Source organism: Cupriavidus sp. FW305-27 (genome assembly GCF_058787995.1).
Map to the genome: position 1 here is coordinate 1 of NZ_JBYTAG010000036.1, position 21,414 is coordinate 21,414.

General features: G+C 68.2%; 15 protein-coding genes. 3 read left to right on the top strand and 12 right to left on the bottom strand.

Going from position 1 to position 21,414, the window contains the following annotated elements; translation table 11 throughout:
- Positions 1–146 precede the first annotated feature (146 nt).
- The 8 genes from AC3WRI_RS18155 to AC3WRI_RS18190 form a co-directional block, all read right to left on the bottom strand.
- A complete protein-coding gene (locus tag AC3WRI_RS18155) occupies positions 147–1,295 on the bottom strand; it encodes an MFS transporter (RefSeq protein WP_492293739.1) in 1,149 nt (382 codons plus the stop codon).
- A gap of 276 nt (positions 1,296–1,571) precedes the next feature.
- Positions 1,572–2,579: a tripartite tricarboxylate transporter substrate-binding protein gene (locus tag AC3WRI_RS18160; RefSeq protein ID WP_010814242.1), complete on the bottom strand. Its 1,008-nt coding sequence runs from the start codon at positions 2,577–2,579 to the stop codon at positions 1,572–1,574.
- A gap of 174 nt (positions 2,580–2,753) precedes the next feature.
- The gene (locus AC3WRI_RS18165) at positions 2,754–5,483 is read right to left on the bottom strand and encodes a molybdopterin-dependent oxidoreductase (protein ID WP_492293741.1); all 2,730 of its coding nucleotides are present in this window, start codon (positions 5,481–5,483) and stop codon (positions 2,754–2,756) included.
- A 41-nt stretch (positions 5,484–5,524) separates the two neighbouring features.
- On the bottom strand, positions 5,525–6,766 hold the full coding sequence (locus tag AC3WRI_RS18170) for an NAD(P)/FAD-dependent oxidoreductase (protein ID WP_010814240.1): 1,242 nt from the start codon (positions 6,764–6,766) through the stop codon (positions 5,525–5,527).
- 58 nt (positions 6,767–6,824) lie between these two features.
- The gene (gene nirD / locus AC3WRI_RS18175) at positions 6,825–7,208 is read right to left on the bottom strand and encodes a nitrite reductase small subunit NirD (RefSeq protein ID WP_010814239.1); all 384 of its coding nucleotides are present in this window, start codon (positions 7,206–7,208) and stop codon (positions 6,825–6,827) included.
- Positions 7,209–7,234: 26 nt separating this feature from the next.
- Positions 7,235–9,796, bottom strand: coding sequence for a nitrite reductase large subunit NirB (gene nirB, locus AC3WRI_RS18180; RefSeq protein ID WP_011616796.1), 2,562 nt, complete (start codon positions 9,794–9,796; stop codon positions 7,235–7,237).
- 65 nt (positions 9,797–9,861) lie between these two features.
- Positions 9,862–11,181: an MFS transporter gene (locus AC3WRI_RS18185; protein WP_010814237.1), complete on the bottom strand. Its 1,320-nt coding sequence runs from the start codon at positions 11,179–11,181 to the stop codon at positions 9,862–9,864.
- 319 nt (positions 11,182–11,500) lie between these two features.
- Positions 11,501–11,986, bottom strand: a complete 486-nt coding sequence (locus AC3WRI_RS18190) for a winged helix-turn-helix transcriptional regulator (RefSeq protein ID WP_010814236.1) — start codon at positions 11,984–11,986, stop codon at positions 11,501–11,503.
- Between the two features lie 78 nt (positions 11,987–12,064).
- On the opposite strand from AC3WRI_RS18190, the gene AC3WRI_RS18195 reads away from it, so the two are divergent.
- Positions 12,065–12,646, top strand: coding sequence for a GNAT family N-acetyltransferase (locus tag AC3WRI_RS18195; protein ID WP_492293743.1), 582 nt, complete (start codon positions 12,065–12,067; stop codon positions 12,644–12,646).
- Here the strand turns inward: AC3WRI_RS18195 and AC3WRI_RS18200 are convergent, their stop codons facing one another.
- Positions 12,647–13,522 (bottom strand): EamA family transporter, encoded by an 876-nt coding sequence (locus AC3WRI_RS18200; RefSeq protein ID WP_010814234.1) that lies wholly within the window; start codon positions 13,520–13,522, stop codon positions 12,647–12,649.
- Between the two features lie 131 nt (positions 13,523–13,653).
- A complete protein-coding gene (locus tag AC3WRI_RS18205; protein ID WP_010814233.1) occupies positions 13,654–14,076 on the bottom strand; it encodes a Fur family transcriptional regulator in 423 nt (140 codons plus the stop codon).
- Positions 14,077–14,175: 99 nt separating this feature from the next.
- Here AC3WRI_RS18205 and AC3WRI_RS18210 point away from each other — a divergent pair, with 99 nt between their 5' ends.
- Positions 14,176–16,359, top strand: a complete 2,184-nt coding sequence (locus AC3WRI_RS18210) for a TonB-dependent siderophore receptor (protein ID WP_492293744.1) — start codon at positions 14,176–14,178, stop codon at positions 16,357–16,359.
- 2 nt (positions 16,360–16,361) lie between these two features.
- Positions 16,362–17,579 (top strand): acetyltransferase domain-containing protein, encoded by a 1,218-nt coding sequence (locus AC3WRI_RS18215; RefSeq protein WP_492293745.1) that lies wholly within the window; start codon positions 16,362–16,364, stop codon positions 17,577–17,579.
- Between the two features lie 28 nt (positions 17,580–17,607).
- On the opposite strand, the gene AC3WRI_RS18220 is transcribed toward AC3WRI_RS18215, so the two are convergent.
- Entirely contained in the window at positions 17,608–19,413 is a 1,806-nt protein-coding gene (locus AC3WRI_RS18220; RefSeq protein ID WP_010814230.1) for an efflux transporter outer membrane subunit, read from the bottom strand.
- A 39-nt stretch (positions 19,414–19,452) separates the two neighbouring features.
- Positions 19,453–21,414: a glycosyltransferase gene (locus AC3WRI_RS18225; protein WP_010814229.1), complete on the bottom strand. Its 1,962-nt coding sequence runs from the start codon at positions 21,412–21,414 to the stop codon at positions 19,453–19,455.

Genomic DNA, 21,414 nt, shown 5'->3' on the forward strand with positions numbered 1-21,414 from the left:
AGGTCCGTGAAACAGCTCCGCGCCGATGATAGTGCGGATTCCCGTGTGAAAGTAGGTCATCGCCAGGCTCTTATTCCGCAGAACCCCCAGCCCCAAAAGGCTGGGGGTTTTTGCTTTGGCGCGGCGGAAAATCACGCCCGCGCCCCTCATGCCGTCATCCGCCGGTCCGCGACAGCCAGCGCAACGCCGGCCAGGCAGCAGCCTCCAACCAGCAATGCGGCTGGCACGGTGCCGTGCACTGCCAGTGAGCTGGCCGCAACCGGCATCAGCATCAGCACAGCCAGGTTGTTGATGCTTTCCGAGACGGCCAGAATCTGTCCCTTTGCTGCGCCAGCCCGCCGAGCCAGGATGGCGGTGCTAGATGGCGCCGCGATGCCGAGTGCCGCGCCCCACGCCAGCAGGCAGCCAAGCGACCCGGGCAACCCCAAGACGCCTGTCGTGAACAGGGTCAGGGCCACGGCGACAAGTGCGGTGGCCACTATCAAAACACTTTCCTCGCGCGCGAAGCACTGGCTGGCACGCCCTGCCAGCAGATTGCCAACGGCCAGGCCGAGGCCGAACACCGAAAGTGCCGCGCCGACGCCGGCCACGCCGAGCCCGTAACGCAGCCGCAGCACTTCCCCCGCTAGTACATAGGCCGCTACGGTGCTTCCATTCCAGGCGCCTTTCGCGATCAATGGAAGCAGGATGCCTGAAGATGCTGGGATGTTCCTGGATTTTTCCTGGCAGTCGCCGCTACGCGGCAGATTGCGCGGAAGTACGTGGCAGCCGGCAAGAAGGGCCGCCAGGCAACCACCTGCGGTGACAAGGAAGGGAGTGCGCCAGCCGAATCCATCGGCCAGTACCCCGGCCACTGCCGGGCCTGCGGCAATGCCGGCGGTCATGCCTAGCATGACGCCGCCCATGGCGCCAGCCTGCCGCGCCGGGGGAACCAGATCTGCGATCAATGCGAAGACGGTGGGAATCGTGGCCGCGGCGGCGAGCCCGCCGAGGATACGCAATGCCATGGCGGCATGCAGCGTAGGGACGAGCGTGAGGGCGATGCCATCGAGTGCGAACAACAGCAATGCAGCCAGCAGCACGCGGCGCCGTCCGGCACGATCGGAGAACCAGCCCATCAACGGCGCGGCCAAGGCATAGGAAAGGGCATAGGCAGAAACGAGTCCCGATGCGCGCGCCGGGGTGGTGGCAAAGGCGTCTGCAAGCGGCGCCAGCATCGGTGACAACATGAATTCAGCAGCGCCGACCATGCACACGGCGAGGGCAAGCACGGGCAGCAGGCAAGGAGATGGCATAGGGTAGCCTCCTCGGGCTTCAACATTGATGGGACGTGGCGATACCGGCCAAGACGTGCGAAACGCGACGTAACAAGGGCGCATCGCCGCCTAACAGTGGGTAAATCCGGAAAATGAATGCGCCGCTGAGTCGGGCAAGATGGGTGGTGCGAGCCGGCACCGGTACTGCGAGAAGGGGCGATTCAGAAAGATCGCCGGGAAGTCAGGGATGATTCTATCGTATTGCCAGCAATCAGGGGGCCACCGGTGCCCAGGCACCGGTGGCATGGCGGAAAGTTAGTCGGCCTCGATCTGCATCGACTTCAGCAGCGGCTGCCACTTGTCGCTCTCAGCCTTGAGCAGTGTGCGCAGGCCTTCCGGCGTCTGCTTGTCGACCGGCACGATTTCCGCACCCAGGCCATCGAGTTTCTTGATCACCACGGGATCTTGCAGCCCCTTCTGCAGCGCCTTGGTCAGCCGCGCCACTGCAGCGGGCGGCGTGCCCTTGGGCGCGTAGATGCCGTGCCAGACCTTGACGTCAAAGCCCTTGAGACCGCCTTCCTGCAGCGTTGGCGCACTGGGCAGCGCCTTGATCCGCGCCGGCGTGGTCACGCCGAACAGGCGCACGCGGTCGGCCTGGATATGAGGCAGCGTGGCCGTGGTCTGGTCGCACAGCAGGTCGACCTGGCCGCCCAGCAGTGCGGTCAGCGCGGGGCCGGCGCCCTGGTAAGGAATTGCATTGAGCTTGACGTGGACCGATTGCTCGAACAGCACGCCGCATAGTTGCGATACGGCGCCCAGCCCGGCATTGGCCAGCGACACCTTGTCCTTGTTCTGCGTCACATAGCGGATCAGTTCCGGCACGGTCTTGGCCGGCAGGTCCTTGCGGCCCATCAGGGTCATCGGCACGTCCGCGACCTGGCCGACATACTCGAAATCCTTCAGCGGCGCGTACGACAGCTTCTTGTACAGTGCCGGCGCGGTCGCCATGCCATTATGGTGGATCAGCAGCGTATAGCCGTCCGCCTGTGCGCGGGCGACAAAGGCGGCAGCCACGGTGCCGCCGGCGCCGGTGCGGTTTTCCACCACCACGCTCTGACCGAGATCCTGCGACATCGCCTGCGCCAGCGTGCGTGCCACGACGTCGGTCGGGCCGCCGGCGGAGTAGGGGACGACCAGCGTGATCGGCTTGCCGGGGTAGGCGTCAGCCGCTGCCGCGGCGCTTGTGCCAGCCAGCGCCGAGGCCATCACCATCACGCCCGCCAGCCATCGTGGCCCGGCGCGCAAATCCTTCGCATCCTTCATTGCTGTCTCCAGATTGGTGCCGCGCCGTGAGTCCGGGGCGGCTTGTCGGGGTTGCGCGGCTAGCATGGGGGTATGCCGCCGCGACCGCAATCTGGTTCTCGTGAAGGGTGCCTAATCCGTGATGGAAGATCAGGCCGGCTGGCTGGTAGCCCGGTTGCCTCGGCACTGCACTGGTCAGGCGACCTCGGCCACGCGCACTTCCACCAGCAGCTTCTTCAGTTCCGGCACGCACGAGCCGCAGTTGCCGCCGGCCTTGACGCAGGCGGTGATCTCCGCGGGCGTCTTCAGGTCGTGCTTGCGCACGGCGTCGCAGATGGTGTTGCGGCCCACGCCAAAGCACGAGCACACCGTCGGGCCGGTGTCGGCGCCTTTCTCCATCGGCTGGCCGAGCAGCAGGCCGATGCGGTCGGCGTCTTCCAGCCGCTCGCGGCCGAACAGGCCGGCGAGCCACGCGCGCGAGGGCAACTCGGGCCGCGTCGACACGTAGACGCACGCTTCCAGCCGGTCGTTGACGACATAGCCCGCATGGTAGACGCCGGCGGTGCGGTCCTCGTACTCGAGCCAGTCGGCGTCCGGATCGGTCACGCCGAGCAGCGCGCGGGCCCAGGCGGTGCGGTCGGCCACGGTGTCGCGGCCGGCGAATTCATAGCGCTGGAACTGGCGGCCCTGCACGCGCGTCCAGTAGGTCAGCGCTTCCGCGGGCAGCGCGCTGCGGCTCAGCACGAAACCATGCCAGTTCACGCCGAATGGCTCCACCCGTACTGGCGTGTGCTTGAATTCGGGCTCGCCGGAAACGGGATCGACCACGGGATTGACCAGCGCGCCGACGCGTGCGTCGGAGCTGAACTGGCCGTTCCAGTGGATCGGCACGAACACGCTGCCGCGCGGGATGCCGCCGCCATGGCGCACGCGTGCCACCATCGCGCCCCAGCGCGTGCTGACGCGCGCGAGCTTGCCTTCGCCCACGCCGGACAGCAGCGCGTCCTGCGGGTGCATGTCGACGAAGGGCTCGGGCAGGTGGTCGGCCAGCTTGGCCGACTTGCCGGTGCGCGTCATGGTGTGCCACTGGTCGCGCACGCGGCCGGTGTTGAGGATCAGCGGGAAATCGTCGTCGGGCGCGTGGGCCGGCGCGCGCGGCGGCGCGGCGACAAAGCGGGCCAGGCCGTCGGCATGGGCGTAGCGGCCGTCGGCAAACAGGCGCTGCGTGCCGGCGCCAGCCGGTGCGCCCGCTGGCAGCGGCCATTGCACGGGCTCCAGCGCGTCATAGTGCTCCTGGTCCAGGCCGGCCAGCCCGCCGATGTCGAACACGCGCGGTGCGGCATCGTTGCGCCAGGCGCTCAGGCGCGCGTGCTCGTCGAAAATCTCATGCGCGCCCGCATAGTCGAAGCCGTCAAAGCCCATGCGGCGCGCGACGTCGCACAGGATCCGCCAGTCGGCGCGCGCCTCGCCAGGCGCGGGCAGGAAGGCACGCTGGCGGGAAATGCGTCGTTCCGAGTTGGTAACGGTGCCGTCTTTCTCGCCCCAGCCCAGCGCGGGCAGCAGCACGTGCGCGGCAGCATTGGTGTCGGTGCGCTCGATGATGTCGCTGGTGACCACCAGTTCGCACCTGGCCAGCGCGCGGCGCACCTGGTCGGCGTCGGGCAGGCTTACCACCGGGTTGGTGGCGATCACCCAGACCGCCTTGACGCGGCCGGCTTCGATCGCCTCGAACAGTTCCACCGCCTTCAGGCCCGGGCGGTCAGCTACCACCGGCGATTGCCAGAAGCTCTGCACGACGTCGCGATGCAGCGGGTTGGCCAGTTCCATGTGCGCGGCCAGCATGTTGGCCAGGCCGCCGACCTCGCGCCCGCCCATTGCATTGGGCTGGCCGGTAAGAGAGAACGGGCCCATGCCCGGGGCGCCGATGCGGCCGGTCAGCAGGTGGCAGTTGATGATGCTGTTGACCTTGTCGGTGCCGGCCGACGACTGGTTGACGCCTTGCGAGAAGGCGGTCACGGTCTTTTCCGTATCCGCGAACAGCTGGTAGAACGCCAGCACGTCCTGCACGTCCAGCTTGCAGGCGCGGGCCACGGCAGCGGGATCGGCGCAGGCCGCGTCCGCGGCCTGCAGGGCTTCATCCAGCCCCGCGGTGCTGGCGGCGACGAAGGCGGCGTTGGTGCGGCCTTCGCGCGCCAGGTAGCTCAGCAGCCCGTTGAACAGCCACACGTCGGTGCCCGGGCGGATCGCCAGGTGCAGGTCGGCCAGTTCGCAGGTGGCGGTGCGGCGCGGGTCGATCGCCACGATCTTCATCTCGGGGCGCGCTTCCTTGGCCCGGGACAGGCGCTGGAACAGGATCGGATGGCACCACGCGGTGTTGGAGCCCACCAGCACCACCAGGTCGGCCAGTTCCAGGTCTTCGTAGTTGCCCGGCACCAGGTCTTCGCCGAAGGCGCGCTTGTGGCCGGCCACTGCCGACGACATGCACAGGCGCGAGTTGGTGTCGATATTGGCGCTGCCGATGAAGCCCTTCATCAGCTTGTTGGCGATGTAGTAGTCCTCGGTCAGCAGCTGGCCCGAGACATAGAGCGCGACCGAATCCGGGCCGTGGCGGCGGACGATGTCCGAGAAGCCTTGCGCGACGGTGTCCAGCGCATGGTCCCACGAGACTTGCTGCAGGGAGCCATCGGTGCCGCGCACCTTGGGGTGGAGCAGGCGGCCTTCCAGGTCCACGGTTTCACCGAGCGCCGAGCCTTTCACGCACAGCCGGCCGTGATTGGACGGGTGCTGCGCGTCGCCCGCGATCTCGACCTGGCCGTCGGCGCGCACGGTGGCGCGCACGCCGCAGCCGACGCCGCAGTACGGGCAGGTGGTGGCGGTGGTGGTGGTCAGGGTCGCCGAGACGACCGGGATGTCGGACAGGTTCACGCGTTCTCCGTGCGGGGGCGTTATATGGCTTACGGTGATGCTTATGCGGCGAGCGCTTCGCACTGCGCCTGACCGAACAGCAGGCGCTGGCGCAGCGCGCCCACCGGCGTGCGGCGCTGGATCATGTCGAAGTACCAGGGGCCGTCCTGCACGTCGCCGTACAGCACGGCGCCGACCAGATAGCCGTCCTGCAGCACCAGGCGCTTGTAGACGCCGCGGCGCGGGTCGCGCAGCACCAGGTCTTCACTGCCTTCGGCGCCGATGAAGTCGCCGGCGGAATACAGGTCGACGCCGGTCACTTTCAGTTTAGTCGCGGTGGCCTGCTGCACGTAGTGGCGATGGCCGGCGCCGGCGAGGTGCGCGGCGCACACGCGCGCCTGATCCCAGATCGGCGCCACCAGGCCGAAGGTGGCCTGGCGATGCTGCACGCACTCGCCCACGGCGTAGATGCGCGGATCATAGGTCTGCAGCGTGTCGTCGACGACGATGGCGCGCTCGCAGTGCAGGCCGGCGCCGGCGGCCAGCTCGATATTGGGGCGCACGCCGGCGGTCATCACCACCAGGTCGGCGGGGATCTCGCTGCCGTCCTTGAAGCGCACGCCGGTGACGCGGTCGATGCCGAGAATCTCCGCGGTCTGAGCGCCCAGCAGGAAGCGCAGGCCCTTGCGTTCGAGCGCGCCCTGGAGCAGCGTGGCAGCGGGCTTGTCGAGCTGGCGCTCCATCAGGCTGTCGGGCAGGTGCACCACGGTCACGTCCATGCCCTGGCGCAGCAGCCCGTTGGCGGCCTCCAGGCCGAGCAGGCCGCCGCCGATCACCACCGCATGGCGGTGGTCGCGCGCGGCTTGCTGCATGGTCTCCACGTCCTGGATATCGCGGAAGGCGATCACGCCGTCGAGCTGGTGCCCCGGCACCGGCAGGATGAAGGGCTTGGAGCCGGTGGCCAGCAGCAGGCGGTCGTAGCGCACTTCGCGGCCGGAGGCCGAGCGCACGATGCGGCGCGGGCGGTCGATGGCCACCACCGGGTCGCCGGCAAGCAGTTCGATGCCATGCTCGGCGTACCACTCGCGCGTGTTCAGCATGATGTCCGCTACCGTCTTCTCGCCGGCCAGCACCGGCGATAGCAGGATGCGGTTGTAGTTGCCGTGCGGCTCGGCCCCGAACACCGTGATGTCGTACAGGTCCGGGGCGAGCCTGAGCAGCTCTTCCACAGTGCGCATGCCGGCCATGCCGTTGCCGACGACGACCAGGCGCGGGCGGGCTTGGGGGGTGGCGGAAGGCGTCATGCCGGCATCTCCGTTGGCGTGGCTTGAGGACAGGGGGAACATCAAATGGGCGCCGGTGTCAGGCTGCGAGTTCTTCCTCGGCCTCGCTCACGGCCACGCCGGCGGCAATCCAGACCTTGCCGTCATAGACGCGTGCGGCGTAGGCACTGACGGACTGCTCGGGCGCTTCCAGGCATTCGCCGGTGCGCAGGTCGAAGTGATGCTTGTAGATTGGCGAAGCCACCACCAGGCGCTCGCCGAGGTTGCCGACCAGCCCGCGCGACAGCACCGCGGCCTGCGAGTTGGGATCGAAGTTGTCGATGGCGTAGACTTCGTCGCCACGGCCGATGCGGAACACGGCGACCTGCTTGTCGTCGACCAGCGCGCACACACCAGTATTGGGCACGATATCGCGTACGGTGCAGACGGCGGTCCAGGTCTCAGGATGGTGGGGATGGCTCATCACGTTCTCCTTGTTTGCGGGCACGGTCAGGCTGCTTTTGCGGGCATGGCAACCACGGGAATCTGGCTCAGGCGAGAACGACGCAATTTCCGTTCCTCCGGCGTGGCCGGGCGGATCTGCCCGCGCTCTTCGACAAAGGCGACGTTGTCGTCGCGGCGGTCGCTGTTGACGAAATGGCGGAAGCGCTTGCGCGTCTCGGGGTCGGTCACGGCCTTCTTCCACTCGTCTTCGTAGGTGTCGACCACATGCTGCATCTCGGCTTCCAGTTCGGCGGCGAGGCCCAGCTTGTCGTCCAGCACCACGGCCTTGAGGTAGTCCAGGCCGCCTTCGAGGTTGTCGCGCCAGACGCTGGTGCGCTGCAGGCGGTCGGCGGTGCGCACGTAGAACATCAGGAAGCGGTCGATGTAGCGCACCAGGGTGTCGTGGTCCAGGTCGCTGGCCAGCAGCTCGGCGTGGCGCGGCTTCATGCCGCCGTTGCCGCACACGTACAGGTTCCAGCCCTTGTCGGTGGCGATCACGCCAACGTCCTTGCCCTGCGCCTCGGCGCATTCGCGGGTGCAGCCGGACACGCCGAACTTGATCTTGTGCGGCGCGCGCAGGCCCTTGTAGCGGTTCTCCAGCTCGATCGCCAGGCCCACCGAATCGCCCACGCCATAGCGGCACCAGGTGGAGCCCACGCACGACTTCACCGTGCGCAGCGCCTTGCCGTAGGCATGGCCGGACTCAAAGCCGGCGGCGATCAGTTCTTCCCAGATGAAGGGCAGTTCCTCGGCGCGCGCACCAAACAGGTCCACGCGCTGGCCGCCGGTGATCTTGGTGTAGAGACCATACTTCTTGGCCACCTGGCCGACCGCGATCAGGCCCTCGGGCGTGACTTCGCCGCCCGGCATGCGCGGCACCACCGAATAGGTGCCGTCCTTCTGGATGTTGGCCAGGTAGTAGTCGTTGGAATCCTGCAGGCTGGCGTGCTCTTCCTTGAGCACGAACTCGTTCCAGCACGAGGCCAGGATGCTGCCCACCGCGGGCTTGCAGATGTCGCAGCCCATGCCCTTGCCATGCGCTTCCAGCAGCGCATCGAAGGTCTTGAACTTGCCCACGCGAACCAGGTGATACAGCTCCTGGCGCGAGTACGGGAAGTGCTCGCAGAGGTGGTTGTTGACGGCCATGCCCTGCTTCTTCATCTCGGCCTTCATGATCTGCGTGACCAGCGGCACGCAGCCGCCGCAGGCGGTGCCGGCCTTGGTGCAGGTCTTGAGCGCGCCGATGCTGGTGGCGCCGTCGCACACGGCCGCGCAGATCTCGCTCTTGGAGACGTTGTTGCACGAGCAGATCTGGGCGGTGTCGGGCAGGGCATCGGCGCCCAGCGCGGGCTTGGCCTTGCCGCTGCTGTCGGGCAGTATCAGGAACTCGGGCGACTCGGGCAGCTCGATCTTGTTCAGCATCATCTGCAGCAGCGTGCCGTACTCGCTGGCGTCGCCGATCAGCACGCCGCCCAGCAGGTACTTGCCGCAGTCGGACACCACCAGCTTCTTGTAGACCTCCTTGCGGTCGTCGCAGAACTGGTAGAAGCGCGCGCCCGGCACGGTGCCGTGCGGGTCGCCGATGCTGGCCACGTCCACGCCCATCAGCTTGAGCTTGGTGCTCATGTCGGCGCCGGCAAACTCGGCGGCTTCGCCCTGCAGGTGGCGCGCGGCGACGCGGGCCATGTCATAGCCCGGCGCCACCAGGCCGTAGATCTTGCCTTGCCACAGCGCGCATTCGCCGATGGCGTAGATGTCGGGATCCGAGGTGAGGCACTGGTTGTCCACCACGATGCCGCCGCGCTCGCCCACCGCCAGGCCGCTGGTGCGCGCCAGTTCGTCGCGCGGGCGGATACCGGCCGAGAACACGATCATGTCGGTGTCGAGGTGGGTGCCGTCGGCAAACACCATGCGGTGGGTGCCGTCTTCGCCGTCGATGATCTCCACCGTGTTCTTGCCGGTGTGCGCGGTCACGCCCAGGCCATGGATCTTCTGGCGCAGCATGCGGCCGCCGCCTTCGTCGACCTGCACCGCCATCAGGCGCGGCGCAAACTCGACCACGTGCGTCTGCAGGTCCATGTCGCGCAGCGCCTTGGCGCACTCCAGGCCAAGCAGGCCACCGCCGACCACTACGCCGGTCTTCGAGCGCGCACCGCATTCGCGCATCGCTTCCAGGTCTTCGATGGTGCGATAGACAAAGCAGTCCTTGCGGTCCTTGCCCGGCACCGGCGGCACGAAGGGGTAGGAGCCGGTGGCGAGGATCAGCTTGTCATAGGACAGGGTCTCGCCGGTCGACACCTTCACCGTGCGCGCGGCGCGGTCGATCTCCACCGCACGCGCATTCAGGCGCAGCAGCATGTTGTTGTGCTGCTCGAAGAAGCCGGCGGGCACCAGCGACAGGTCCTCGGCTGACTTGCCGGCGAAGAATTCGGACAGGTGCACGCGATCGTAGGCGGGACGTGGTTCTTCGCACAGCACGGTCACTTCCACGTTCTGCGCGCCGGCTTCCGCCAGGCACTCCAGGAACTTGTGACCCACCATGCCGTGGCCGACGATGATCAGTTTCATGATGCTTTCCTTGTCCGGTAGTCAGTCTTTGCTGCTTGTTGTGCTGTGGGGGCGATGCCTTAAAATCAGCTGGCCATTGCGCTGTCGTACAGCGCCTGCTCCTGGGCCTTGTGCTCGGCGGTGAAGCGGATGGCGATGGCGCAAAGTGCGGAGATGGTGGCGAGCACGCCCAGCACTGTCAGCGTGTGCTGCAGGTCGCCCAGGCCCTTGAGCAGGAAGCCCGCGGCGACGGCGCCAACGTTGCCGCCCGCGCCGATGATGCCGGCCACGCCGCCCAGCGCCTTGCGGTCGATAAAGGGCACCAGCGCATAGGTCGCGCCGCAGGCCATGTGGGTGAACAGGCCGAACAGCAGCATCGCGACCACGGCCAGCGTCACACTGCCGGCCTGCGCGAACCACAGCAGGCCCAGGCCTTCGCCCAGGATCAGCACGAACAGCAGCGTGGCGCGTGCGTCCAGGCCGCGGCGGCGCGCCGCCTTGTCCGACAGCCAGCCACCCAGGGCGCGGGCAAACAGCGCCAGCAGGCCGAAGCTCGCGGCGGCCATGCCGGCAGCCTTCAGGCTCAGGCCGAAGCGGTCCACGTAATACGAGGCGGCGATGTTGTGGATGAAGATCTCAACGCCGAAGCAGGCGCCGTAGGTGATGAACAGCAGCCACACGCGGTAGTTGGCGCTGGCGGCGCGGAAGCTGGCCCAGCCGCCGCCCTTGCCACCGTCCTTGCCGGTGATGGCGATGCCGCGGGCGCGCAGGTCCGAGTAGTTGCCTTCCGGGCAGTCCTGGGTGAAGCGCCAGTAAATGACGGCCATGATCAGCATCAGCACGCCCGGCACCAGCAGGGCGAAGCGCCAGCCGAACGCGTGGTCGGCGCCGAGCATCAGCACGGCAGCCAGCAGCAGCGGCATGATGGCCTGTGCGGCGCCGCCGCCGGCATTGCCCCAGCCGGCCGCGGCCGCGTTGGCGGTGCCGACCACGTTGGGCGCGAACATCACCGAGGTGTGGTACTGCGTGATCACAAAGCTGGCGCCGACTGCGCCGATCAGCAGGCGGAAGGTCAGGAAGGTCTCGTAGTTCTGTGCCAGCGCCACGCCCAGCACCGGCAGCGCGCCCAGCGCCAGCAGGCCGGTGTAGGTCTTGCGCGGGCCGAAGCGGTCGCACATCGGGCCAATCACCAGGCGCACCAGGATGGTCACCGCCACCGCCGCGATATTGATGTTGGCGATCTGGCCCGGGGTCAGGCCGAACTCGCCCTTGAGCACAGGCATCAGCGGAGCGCAGGCAAACCACGCAAAGAAGCAGACGAAGAACGCCATCCAGGTCAGGTGGAAGGCGCGCATCTGCGGGGTCCTAAAGCTCAGCAGCTCGATGCGGGTGGCTTTGGCGGTCATCGTCCTTGGCTCCAAAAAACAAATGGCGTCCCGCAGACCAGGCCGCTCAGGCCAGTTCAGGGGACGCCGTTGTCCTGACAGCCACTACATGGGATAGGGGCTGCGTATGTGGGGTGGGCCGGTCGCCATTGACGGGCCCGTACCCTGTTACGCAAGGGGTGTGCCAGGCCGGCATGTGACGGTGAGTGGGGGTTTGTTGCGCTGGGGTGCGGCGGAGTGATGCCGGGATGCGCTGTGGTGGGGCGGCCGCCGGGCTGGCGGCACACTCATGGTGCAGTGCGGTGGGCTGCGCTGGTGCGATGCAATACCGCGGTCGGCGCTACTGGTCCGAAGCCGGGGACTGGGCGTTGACGGGAATGATCCGCATATCGCGCGGCGACACTTCCACGCCGTCCTCGTCGACCAGTGCCGCGCGCACCAGCTTGCCGCTGGCGCGCGAGCGGATCTGCACCGGGCCTTCGCCGGACGGGGCCATGTGGCTGTCGCCCCACTGCATCAGGCCGACCAGCACCGGCAGCAACTCGACGGCGGCGCGGGTGGGGCGGTATTCGAAGCGTTCGCGCTCGCCGGGCTCGCGGTAGCCGACCTTGCGCAGCAGGCCGGCGTCGGTCAGCGTCTTGAGGCGCGCGGACAGCACCGCGGGCGAGCATTCCAGCCGGCGCAGGAAGTCGTCGAAGCGCGTCACGCCATGGAAGACATCGCGCAGGATCAGGATCGTCCACTTTTCGCCGATCAGCGACAGCGTCGCGGCAATCGAGCAGTGGCGGAGGTCGGACGCATTGAGGGTCATGATGCCGGCAAGCATAGCATGCTGGCTTCATTTGCAAAAGTCAGGTTATCTCCTATACTCTGACTACGAATTTTGAATCCAGATGGTGCCGGGATGGATGATCAGAGCGAGGCCCGCACGGGCAAGGCGGAAAGCTGGACGGTGGGACGAGGCGTACAGGTCACGCTGCGCCATACGCGGCCTCAGGATGGCAGGGCGCTGCGCGCGCTGGTGGATGGGCTCTCGCGTGAGAGCCGCTACTTCCGCTTCCTGAGCGGCGGGCGCGTGGTGGACGCGATTGTCGACGGCCTGGCCGCGCCCGGACCTGGCGGGGTGGCGCTGGTGGTGGAGGCGCCCGACGAAGTTGGTATCTCAGCCATTGTCGCCAGCGCGGAATACGTGGTGTCCGGGCAGGTCGGGGAATTTGCCGTGGTGGTTGCCGACGGCTGGCAAGGGCAGGGACTGGGGCGGCGCCTGATCGCCAGGCTGTGCGAACTGGCGCGCGCGGCCGGCCTGCGCACCCTGCGCGGCGACGTGCTCAGCGAGAACCGCCGCATGCTGGCCATCCTGCGCGGCCTCGGCTTTGCCAGCCGCCGCAATCCGCAGGACAGCCACCTGCATGAAGTCACGCTGGCGCTTGGCCAGCCGGCGCGCAGCCCGCAGCGGCTGCCGGCGGACTGGTTCGGCGCGCGCTGATTAACTGGCGTCGCGCTTGCCGCGCGAGGTCATGGTGCAACCTGCCGAGGCCGTGATGATGCTGGCGATCGCCAGCCATTGCAGCGCGCTCAGCTGTTCATGCAGGAACGCCAGCCCGGCCAGCGCGCCCATCGCCGGCTCCATGCTCAGCAGGATGCCGAAGGTGCGCCGGTGCAGGCGCTTGAGCGCCACCATTTCCAGCGAATAGGGGATCGCGCTCGACAGGATGCCCACCGCCAGCCCGAACAGCAGCAGCGTCGGGCTGAACATCGCGGTGCCCGCATGCGCGAGCCCGAACGGCAGCACCACCAGCGCCGCCATGGTCAGCCCCAGCGCGGTGGCCTGCCCGCCGTGGGCGTTGCCCGCCATCTGCCCGAACACGATATACAGCGCCCAGCCCACGCCCGCGGCCAGCGCATAGCCGATGCCCACCGGATCGAGCGTGCCGGCGGCATCGCCGACCGGCAGCAACAGCAGCAGCCCGGCCACGGCAAAGGCGATCCACAGGAAATCAATTGCGCGCCGCGACGACAGCACCGCGACCGCCAGCGGCCCGGTGAACTCGATCGCGATCGCCAGCCCCAGCGGGATGGTGCGCAGCGACATGTAGAACAGCAGGTTGGTCGCGCCCAGCGCCGCGCCGTACAACGCGATCGCGCGCGCGTTGGTTCGCGTCAGCGGGATGCGCCACGGGCGCCAGACGCACAGCAGGATCAGCGCGGAGAAGCTCACCCGCAGTGCCGTGGTGCCCTGTGCCCCGAGCGCCGAGAACAGGCTCTTGGCAAAAGAGGTGCCGATGCACAGCGAGGCCATCGAGCCGGTCAGGGCCAGCACGGCGAGCAGGGTCGAGCGACGGTGGGCGGCGGTTTGCGGCAATTTGGGGATCCTGTTTTATGGCGTGGCCTGTGCAATGCTGCCGCATCATGCGGCAAGCCCGGCGCGGGCGCCATATACAGGTGCGGGCCAGTGGCTCAGTACAGTTGGCCGTGCCCCGGGCACGCCGCTGCTCAGTGATCCCGAGCTGCCGCCTTGCGCCGCTTGCCGGGTTTGCTGGCGCAGTCCGGGCAACGCCCCAGTAGCGTCAGCTCGTGGTGCTCCACTTCGAAACCCGGTGGCGTGATCTCTTCCAGATGCCCGGGGCACCCTTCCAGCGGGAAGACGCGGTCGCACGACAGGCACTGGAAATAGTGCCGGTGGGTCGCGGCACCCGGCACTTCCGACAATTCATAGCGGTCCGGCTGGCCCGGCAGTTCGACGGCATGCACCTGCTCGCCTTCCACCAGGGCACGGATGTTGCGGTAGACCGTAGCCAGTCCCAGTGAGGGCACCTGGTGCTGGGCCGCGGCCAGGATCTCGGCCGGGCTCAGGGGCCGGCCGGCTTCGCGCAGCGCGTCGATGACGGCGCCGCGTTGACGGGTCATGCGTTCCATGACTAGAATCTTAATGAGAAATTATTATCATTAGTGAGTCGCTGCGGTTTGCCAGTCGGATGGCCGCCGCCGCGACTCGTTTTTATTGGGGTGTTCCTTATGCTGCTTGCGCAGCTCAGCCGTGCCCGGCGCCGCGCGCCGTTTTCGTTCCAGCCTGTTGTGCCAGACCTGCGCCCGGTCCAGGCGCGTTCATTGCGGCCGGTTGCCGCCCTGATGCTGGCGATGTCCGGCCTGGCCGAGGCGGCGGATACCACCGAGGCCTCCGATATTACGCTGCCGGCGGTGTCGGTGGTCGGCACGGCCTCCGCATCATACAACCCGCCCGACGCCTCCGGCGCGACCCGCACCGACACGCCGCTGCGCGAAATTCCACAGTCGGTGCGCGTGGTGCCGCGCGCCATGCTGGACGATATCGCCGCGACCCGTTTCGACCAGACCTTCGACTATGTCAGCGGCATCGCGCGCCAGAACAACTTCGGCGGCCTGTGGGACAACTTCGCCATGCGCGGCTTCACCGGCCATGAGAACACCGGCGCGGGCTACCTGGTCAACGGCTTTGCCGCCAACCGCGGCTATACCGCGCCGATGGATGCGGCCACGATCGAACGCGTGGAAGTGCTCAAGGGCCCGACGTCATCGCTGTACGGCACCAGCGAGCCGGGCGGCACCTTCAACGTGGTCACGCGCCAGCCGCAGTTCCGGCCTGCGCAGCGCTATGGCTTCGAGCTTGGCACGCGCGACGGCTATCGTGCCACGGCCGATGTCACCGGCCAGCTTGGCGAGAACGTGGCCGGCCGGCTGATCGCCGTGGCCGACCACCAGGGCAGCACGCGCGACTACATCAACAGCCAGCGCTACCTGGTGGCGCCGTCGTTCACCTGGACCCTGGGCAACGACACCGTGCTGCAGTACGCGGCCGAATTCCAGCGCTACACCACGCCGATGGACCGCGGCGTGGTGACCGTCAACGGCCAGCTGGGCCGCATCCCGCGCTCGCGCTTCCTGGGCGAGCCCGGCGACGGCGACATGCGGCTGGACAGCCAGTCGCACCAGCTCAGCGTGGAGCACCAGTTCAGTCAGAACTGGAAGGGCAGGCTCGGCCTGTCCTACCGCGGCGGCGCACTGACGGGACATAGCAGCGAGGCGACTTCACTGGCCGCCGACGGCCGCACGCTCTGGCGCCAGCGCCGCTACCGTGACTTCCAGTCGGACGATGTCTCGCTGCAGGCCAGCGTGACCGGCAAGTTCAGCACCGGCCCGGTCGGGCATGAACTGCTGATGGGGGTGGATGCCTACCGCTTCGGCAATACCATGGCGATCCTGCGCAAGAACCCCAGCGCCGCGGCGCCGTACGCGATCGACATCTACGACCCGGCCTATGGCCAGCCGGCGCCGCCGATGCCGTGGAACATGGACACGTACGAGCGCCAGCGCAATCTCGGCGCCTACGCGCAGGACCAGCTGAGCCTGGGCGAGCGCTGGCGCGTGCTGGCCGGCGTGCGCTTCGACGCCTTCGACCAGTCGCTGGACAACCACCTGCGCGGCACGCGCACCACGCAGCACCAGAACGCAGTGTCGCCGCGCGTGGGCGTGAGCTACCTGGCCAGCCAGAACGTGTCGCTGTTTGCCAATGCCAGCCAGTCATTCCGTCCCAATGCCGGCGCCGACGCCGCGGGGCTGCCGTTCGACCCCGAGCGCGGCCGCGCGGTGGAGGCCGGCATCAAGTTCGACAGCGAGGACCGCCGCAGCGGCGCCACGCTGGCCATCTTTGAGATCCGCAAGCGCAATGTGCTGGCCACCGACCCGTCCGATCCCTCCTTCTATATCGCCGCCGGCGAAGCGCGCAGCCGCGGCCTGGAGCTGGATGTGGCCGGGCAGCTTGGCACCCACTGGCGCGTATCGGGCAGTTTTGCGCTGACCGATGCCGAGATCACGCAGGACACGCGCCTGGCCGCCGGCACGCCGCTGTCCAACGTGCCGCGCACCGGCGGCAGCGTGCTGGCGGTATACGAGGATGCCGCGCCGGTGGGCCAGCGCTATGGCGTTGGTGCCGGCCTGCGTTATGTGGGGCGGCGTCCGGGCGATGTGCAGGACAGCTTCTCGCTGCCGGCCTATGTGCTGGTGGACCTGCATGGCTACTGGCAATACAGCCGCAACGTGCGCGTGTCGCTCAACGTGGGCAACCTGTTCGACAAGACCTATTACGCCAGTTCGTACAGCAGCCTGTGGATTGCGCCGGGCGCGGGCCGCAGTGTGCGGCTGGGCGTGCAACTGAGCTATTGACGATGCTGCCAGCCAAGGCGCGCACTGCCGCGCCCCTGTCTTCTCCGACAGTCTTCCCTTCTGCCGCGGTCGCGCGGCCGGCCGGCGGCCGGCTGCTGTCCATCGACGCTCTGCGCGGACTGGTGATCCTGATCATGCTGCTGGACCACGTGCGGGACATGTTCTTCCTGCACGTCCAGGTGGCCGATCCCATGGATGTCGCCACGACCTCTCCGGCACTTTTCTTCAGCCGGCTCGCCGCGCATCTGTGCGCACCGGTTTTCATCTGGCTGGCCGGCATATCGGTGTGGCTCTACGGTGCCGCCGGGAACGACCGGCGCGCCGTCAGCTGCTTCCTGCTCAGGCGCGGCGTGTTCCTGGTGCTGCTGGAGGTGACGCTGGTCGGCTTTGCCTGGACCGGGACCTTGCCGCCGCAGGTGATCTACCTGCAGGTGATCTGGGCCATCGGCCTGAGCATGATGGCGCTGGCGGCACTGGTGTGGCTGCCGCGGGCAGTGCTGATTGCCGCGGGCATTGCGCTGGTTGCCGGCCACAACCTGCTGAGCCCGCTGCATTTCCCGGTGGACAGCGCCTGGCACGTGCCCTGGGCCATCCTGCACGACCGCACCTGGATCGAGGTGGCTGATGGTTTCAGGGTGCGTACCTCATACCCGGTGCTGCCGTGGATCGGCGTGATCGCGCTGGGCTATGCGGCGGGGCCGTGGTTTGCCGTCACGGTGCCTGCCGCGGTACGGCAGCGGCGGCTGGCTGGATGCGGGCTGGCGGCGCTGGCAGGCTTTGCGGTGCTGCGCGCGCTGAACGGCTACGGGCAAGAGCAGAAATGGCTGGCGGGCAGCGACGCCTTGCATACCGCGATGAGCTTCCTCAACGTCACCAAATACCCGCCGTCGCTGCTGTTCCTGCTGCTGACACTGGGCGTGGGCTGGTTGCTGCTGGTGTGGCTGGAGCGAGCGCAGGGCAGCTGGATCGCGCGGCGCCTGGCTGTGTTCGGCGCCGTGCCGATGTTCTTCTACCTGCTGCACCTCTACGTGCTGCAGGGGCTGTACCAGGCTTGCGTGCACCGCTGGGGCCTGAACCAGGGCAAGGTGTTCGGCCTCGACCACGTCTGGCAGCTGTGGCTGGGCGCGGCCGTGCTCGCCCTGGCGCTGTGGCCGGCGGTGCGCTGGTTCGCGGCGCTGAAAGCAAGGCGGCGGGACTGGCGCTGGCTGAAGTACTTCTGACCAGCGCCTGGGTCCCGCACGTCCCGGCTCAGCGCGGCGTGGCCGCGACGGGTGCCGGCTGTGCCGCCGCCGGGGATTGCGCCGGAGCCTGAGGTTGCGCTGCGGCCTGGGGCTGGGCTGCTGCCTGAGCCGGTGCCACGGCTTGAGGCTGTGCGGCGGCTTGGGGCCGTGCCACGGCCTGAGGTTGCGCCGCGGCTGGAGGTTGCGCCACGGCCTGCGGCTGCGCCACGGCTTGAGGCCGTGCCACCGCCTGGGGCTGTGCCGCGGCTTGCGGCCGCGCGGCGGGTGCCTGGCGTGCGCCGCCATTGGCCGCCGGGGCGGCCTCGGTCACCTCGCGCCAGCCGCCGCCGAGCGACTTGTACAGCGATACGCGGCTGGTCAGGCCGGCCAGCTTGTACGTGATCAGCGCCTGCTGCGCGGTGTAGAGCTGGCGCTGCGCGTCGAACACGCCGAAGTAGTCGTCCACGCCGTTCTTGAAACGCATTTCCGACAGCCGCCGGGTCTCGCTGCCTTCGCGCACCAGCGCTTCCTGCGCCTGCACCTGGCGCTCGTAGGTGGCGCGTGCCGCCATGCTGTCGGCCACTTCGCGGAACGCGGTCTGGATGGTCTTCTCGTAGTTGGCGATGTTGATGTCCTTGCGCACGTTGGCCGCATCCAGCCCGGCCCGGTTGCGGCCGGCGTCGAAGATCGGCACGGTCAGCTGCGGCGCGAACACCCATGCCATGCCGCCGGAGAACAGCCCCGCCAGGCTGCTGCTGGCCACGCCCAGCGCGCCGGTCAGCGAGATGCGCGGGAAGAACGCCGCGCGTGCCGCGCCGATATTGGCGTTGGCCGCCTTGAGGCGGTGTTCGGCGTTGAGGATGTCGGGGCGGCGCACCAGCACGCTGGACGGCAGCCCTTCGGGGAACTCGCTCACCAGGGTGCGCGCGTCCAGCGGATCTCGCGCGGCGGCGTTGGCGTTGGCCGTTGCCGCGCCGGCATCGGTCACGGATTTCGGCAACGGGCCGCCGATCAGCAAGGACAGCGCGTTCTCATCCTGCGCCACCTGCCGCGTGTATTGCTCAACGCCGACCTGCGAGGTCTGCACCTGGGTTTGCGCGCGATGCTGGTCCAGCTGCGCCATCGCACCAACCTGCCGCCCGCGCCGCACCATCTCCGCCGCGTCCTGCTGCGTCTTCAGCGTGTCCTGCGACAGCTTCAGCAGCGCGCGGTCGGCCAGCAGCGTCAGGTAGGCGTTGGCCACCTCGGACACCAGGCTGATCTGCGCGCTGCGGCGCGCTTCCTCGGTGGCCATGTATTCCTCGAGCGCGGCATGCTTGAGGCTGCGCACCCGGCCGAAGAAATCAAGCTCGAACGCCGTAAAGCCGATGCCCGCGTTGTAGGTGGTGATCTGCGGCGACTGGCCCGCCGCGCGCAGCCGTTGCGGCAACCGCTGCGAGACCATGCCGGCATTGCCTTCCACCGTGGGGAACTGCGCCGCGCGCTCGATCTGGTACAGCGCGCGCGCTTCGTCGATGGCAAGCGTGGCCATGCGCAGGTCGCGGTTGTTGGCCAGCGCCAGTTCGATCAGCTGGCGCAGTTGCGGGTCGACGAAAACATCGCGCCATCCCAGGTCCGCGGCCGAAGGGCCGGCGGGTTGAGCCGGCTGGCCCGGCTGCGCCGCACCGGCCTGCGGGGTGCGGTAGGCAGCGCCCTCCGGCCACGCCGACGGGACCGGCGCGTCGGGGCGCTGGTACTGCGGTTCGAGCGTGCAGGCAGCAAGGGCCAGCACGAGTGCGCCGGGCAGCAGCAGGCGCGGCGGGGGCAGGGTACGGGGGCGTGGCAGGCTTCGCATGGATGGTTCCGGAGAGTGGGGATTGTTATCTGGCATGGTTCAGCCCAGCAGCGCGCGCCGCACAAAGCGCGACAGCGCCAGCTTGGGCTGCCCCTGCCGGGCAATGTTGTGTGCGGGATCGGTGAACAGCAGCCGGATCAGCGCGTGGCGCGCCGCCATGCCGGCGTTCAGGGCGATGCCCAGCAACTGGCCGTCGCGGCGCACCACGCGGCACGGGATCCAGCCGGCCTGCGCCAGCCACAGCGCGCCCTCGGTGCCGGCTGGAATGGCCGGCGCCAGCGGCGTGGTGACGGCAACGCCGTTGCAGGAAAGATCCCTGGTGGTCACGCGGTATTCCTTGCCATCCACGCGCAGCAGCGCTGCCGCGCGGTGCGGGAAGCGCTCTTCCTTGCGCGGGCGCGGCAGTTCCACGCAGACCAGCAGCGAGGCCAGGTACAGCATCAGCGCCACCCCGGTCCAGATGGTGTTGAAGGCGAGCCCTTGCGCATCGGGGTCCACCACCAGGGCGCGGCCCAGTCCCAGCGCGGAGAAGCCCAGCAGCCCCGCGTACAGTGCAGCGAACTTGCCGTGGATCACCAGTTTGGAGCGGTCCAGCCCCTTGTTGGTCACCTTGAAAGGCCGTCCGAACGGCTTGAACATCGCGCTCACCAGCGATGCGGTGACGGCCAGCGCCGCCACGATCTGCGTGACTTCGGTGAAGATCGGCAGCGCGCGCTGGCCGGTGATCCAGATGCTGTACGCCCAGTACGCCACCAGCGCCGGCAGGCCGTAGGCGAGAAACTGCAGCGGCTCGCCATACAGGGTGGAGACGCCGAGGTACCAGTACAGCAGCGGCCCTGCCAGCAGCATCAGCGTGAATGGCCGCGACAGCCAGTGCAACAGGCCGTGCACGTAGTGCAGCCGCTGCATCCCGGTGTAGCCGCGCCCGCGCAGCGGCCCGTCCGCGGTCAGCGCCACCTGGATCGTGCCCAGCCCCCAGCGGCTGCGCTGGCTGATGTACTCGGGCAGGCCTTCGGCTGACAGGCCCACGCTCAGGCGCTCATTGAGCCAGCGCGTGATATAGCCGTGCGGCAGCAGCCGGTAGGTCAGGTGGATGTCCTCGGTCACCGTGCCGGTGGGGAAGCCGCCGATCAGGTCGATCAGGTCGCGCCGCACCACGAACGAGGTGCCGATGCAGAACGCCGCGCCCCAGGCGTCCTTGGCCGGCTGCATCACGTCGAAGAAGGCGCGTTGCTCATCGACCCAGCATTCGGTGGCGCGCAGGTTGTACTGGATCGGATCCGCGTTGTAATAGAACTGAGGTGTCTGCACCACGCCCACGCGCGCATCGCTGAACAGCCCCACGGTGCGCAGCAGGATATTGCGATGCGGCGCGAAGTCGGCGTCCAGCACCAGGATGTAGGGCGCGCCGCCGGCCGCGGCGCTGTGGCGCAGGCCGTTGTTGAGATTGCCGGCCTTGGCGTGGGCGTTGTCCGGGCGCGTCACGTAGTGCGCGCCGACCCGTTCGCAGAACTCGCGCAGCCAGTCGCGGCGGGTGTCGTCCAGCACCCAGACGCGGAAGTCGGGATAGTCGATCGCCAGCGCCGAGACAATGGTCTTCTCCAAAATGTCCAGGCCTTCGTTGTAGGTGGCGATGAAGATGTCCACCGGCGGCACCTGCTTCGCGCGGCGCAAGGCGGCCTCGCCCGCGTCGGCGTCGGGGGTGTGGTTGCTGGTGCGCGCCAGCACCACGATCGACAGCAGCGTATAGGCCAGCGTCATGCATTCGAAGGCAAAGAACACATGGGCCCACACGCTGGCGAAGTTCATCTGCCAGTCGGGCAGCGTTTCGCGGACGCGCCAGGTCAGGTATACCGCCAGCAGCAAGGCGGTGACGCCGCCGAACAGCACGCGGTCCGCCGGCCGGTCTTGCCGGCACAGCATCGAGAGCAGCACCATCGCCAGCAGCACGCCGCCGTTGATGACCAGCAGCGTCTGGTTTTCCAGAAACAGGGCGAACAT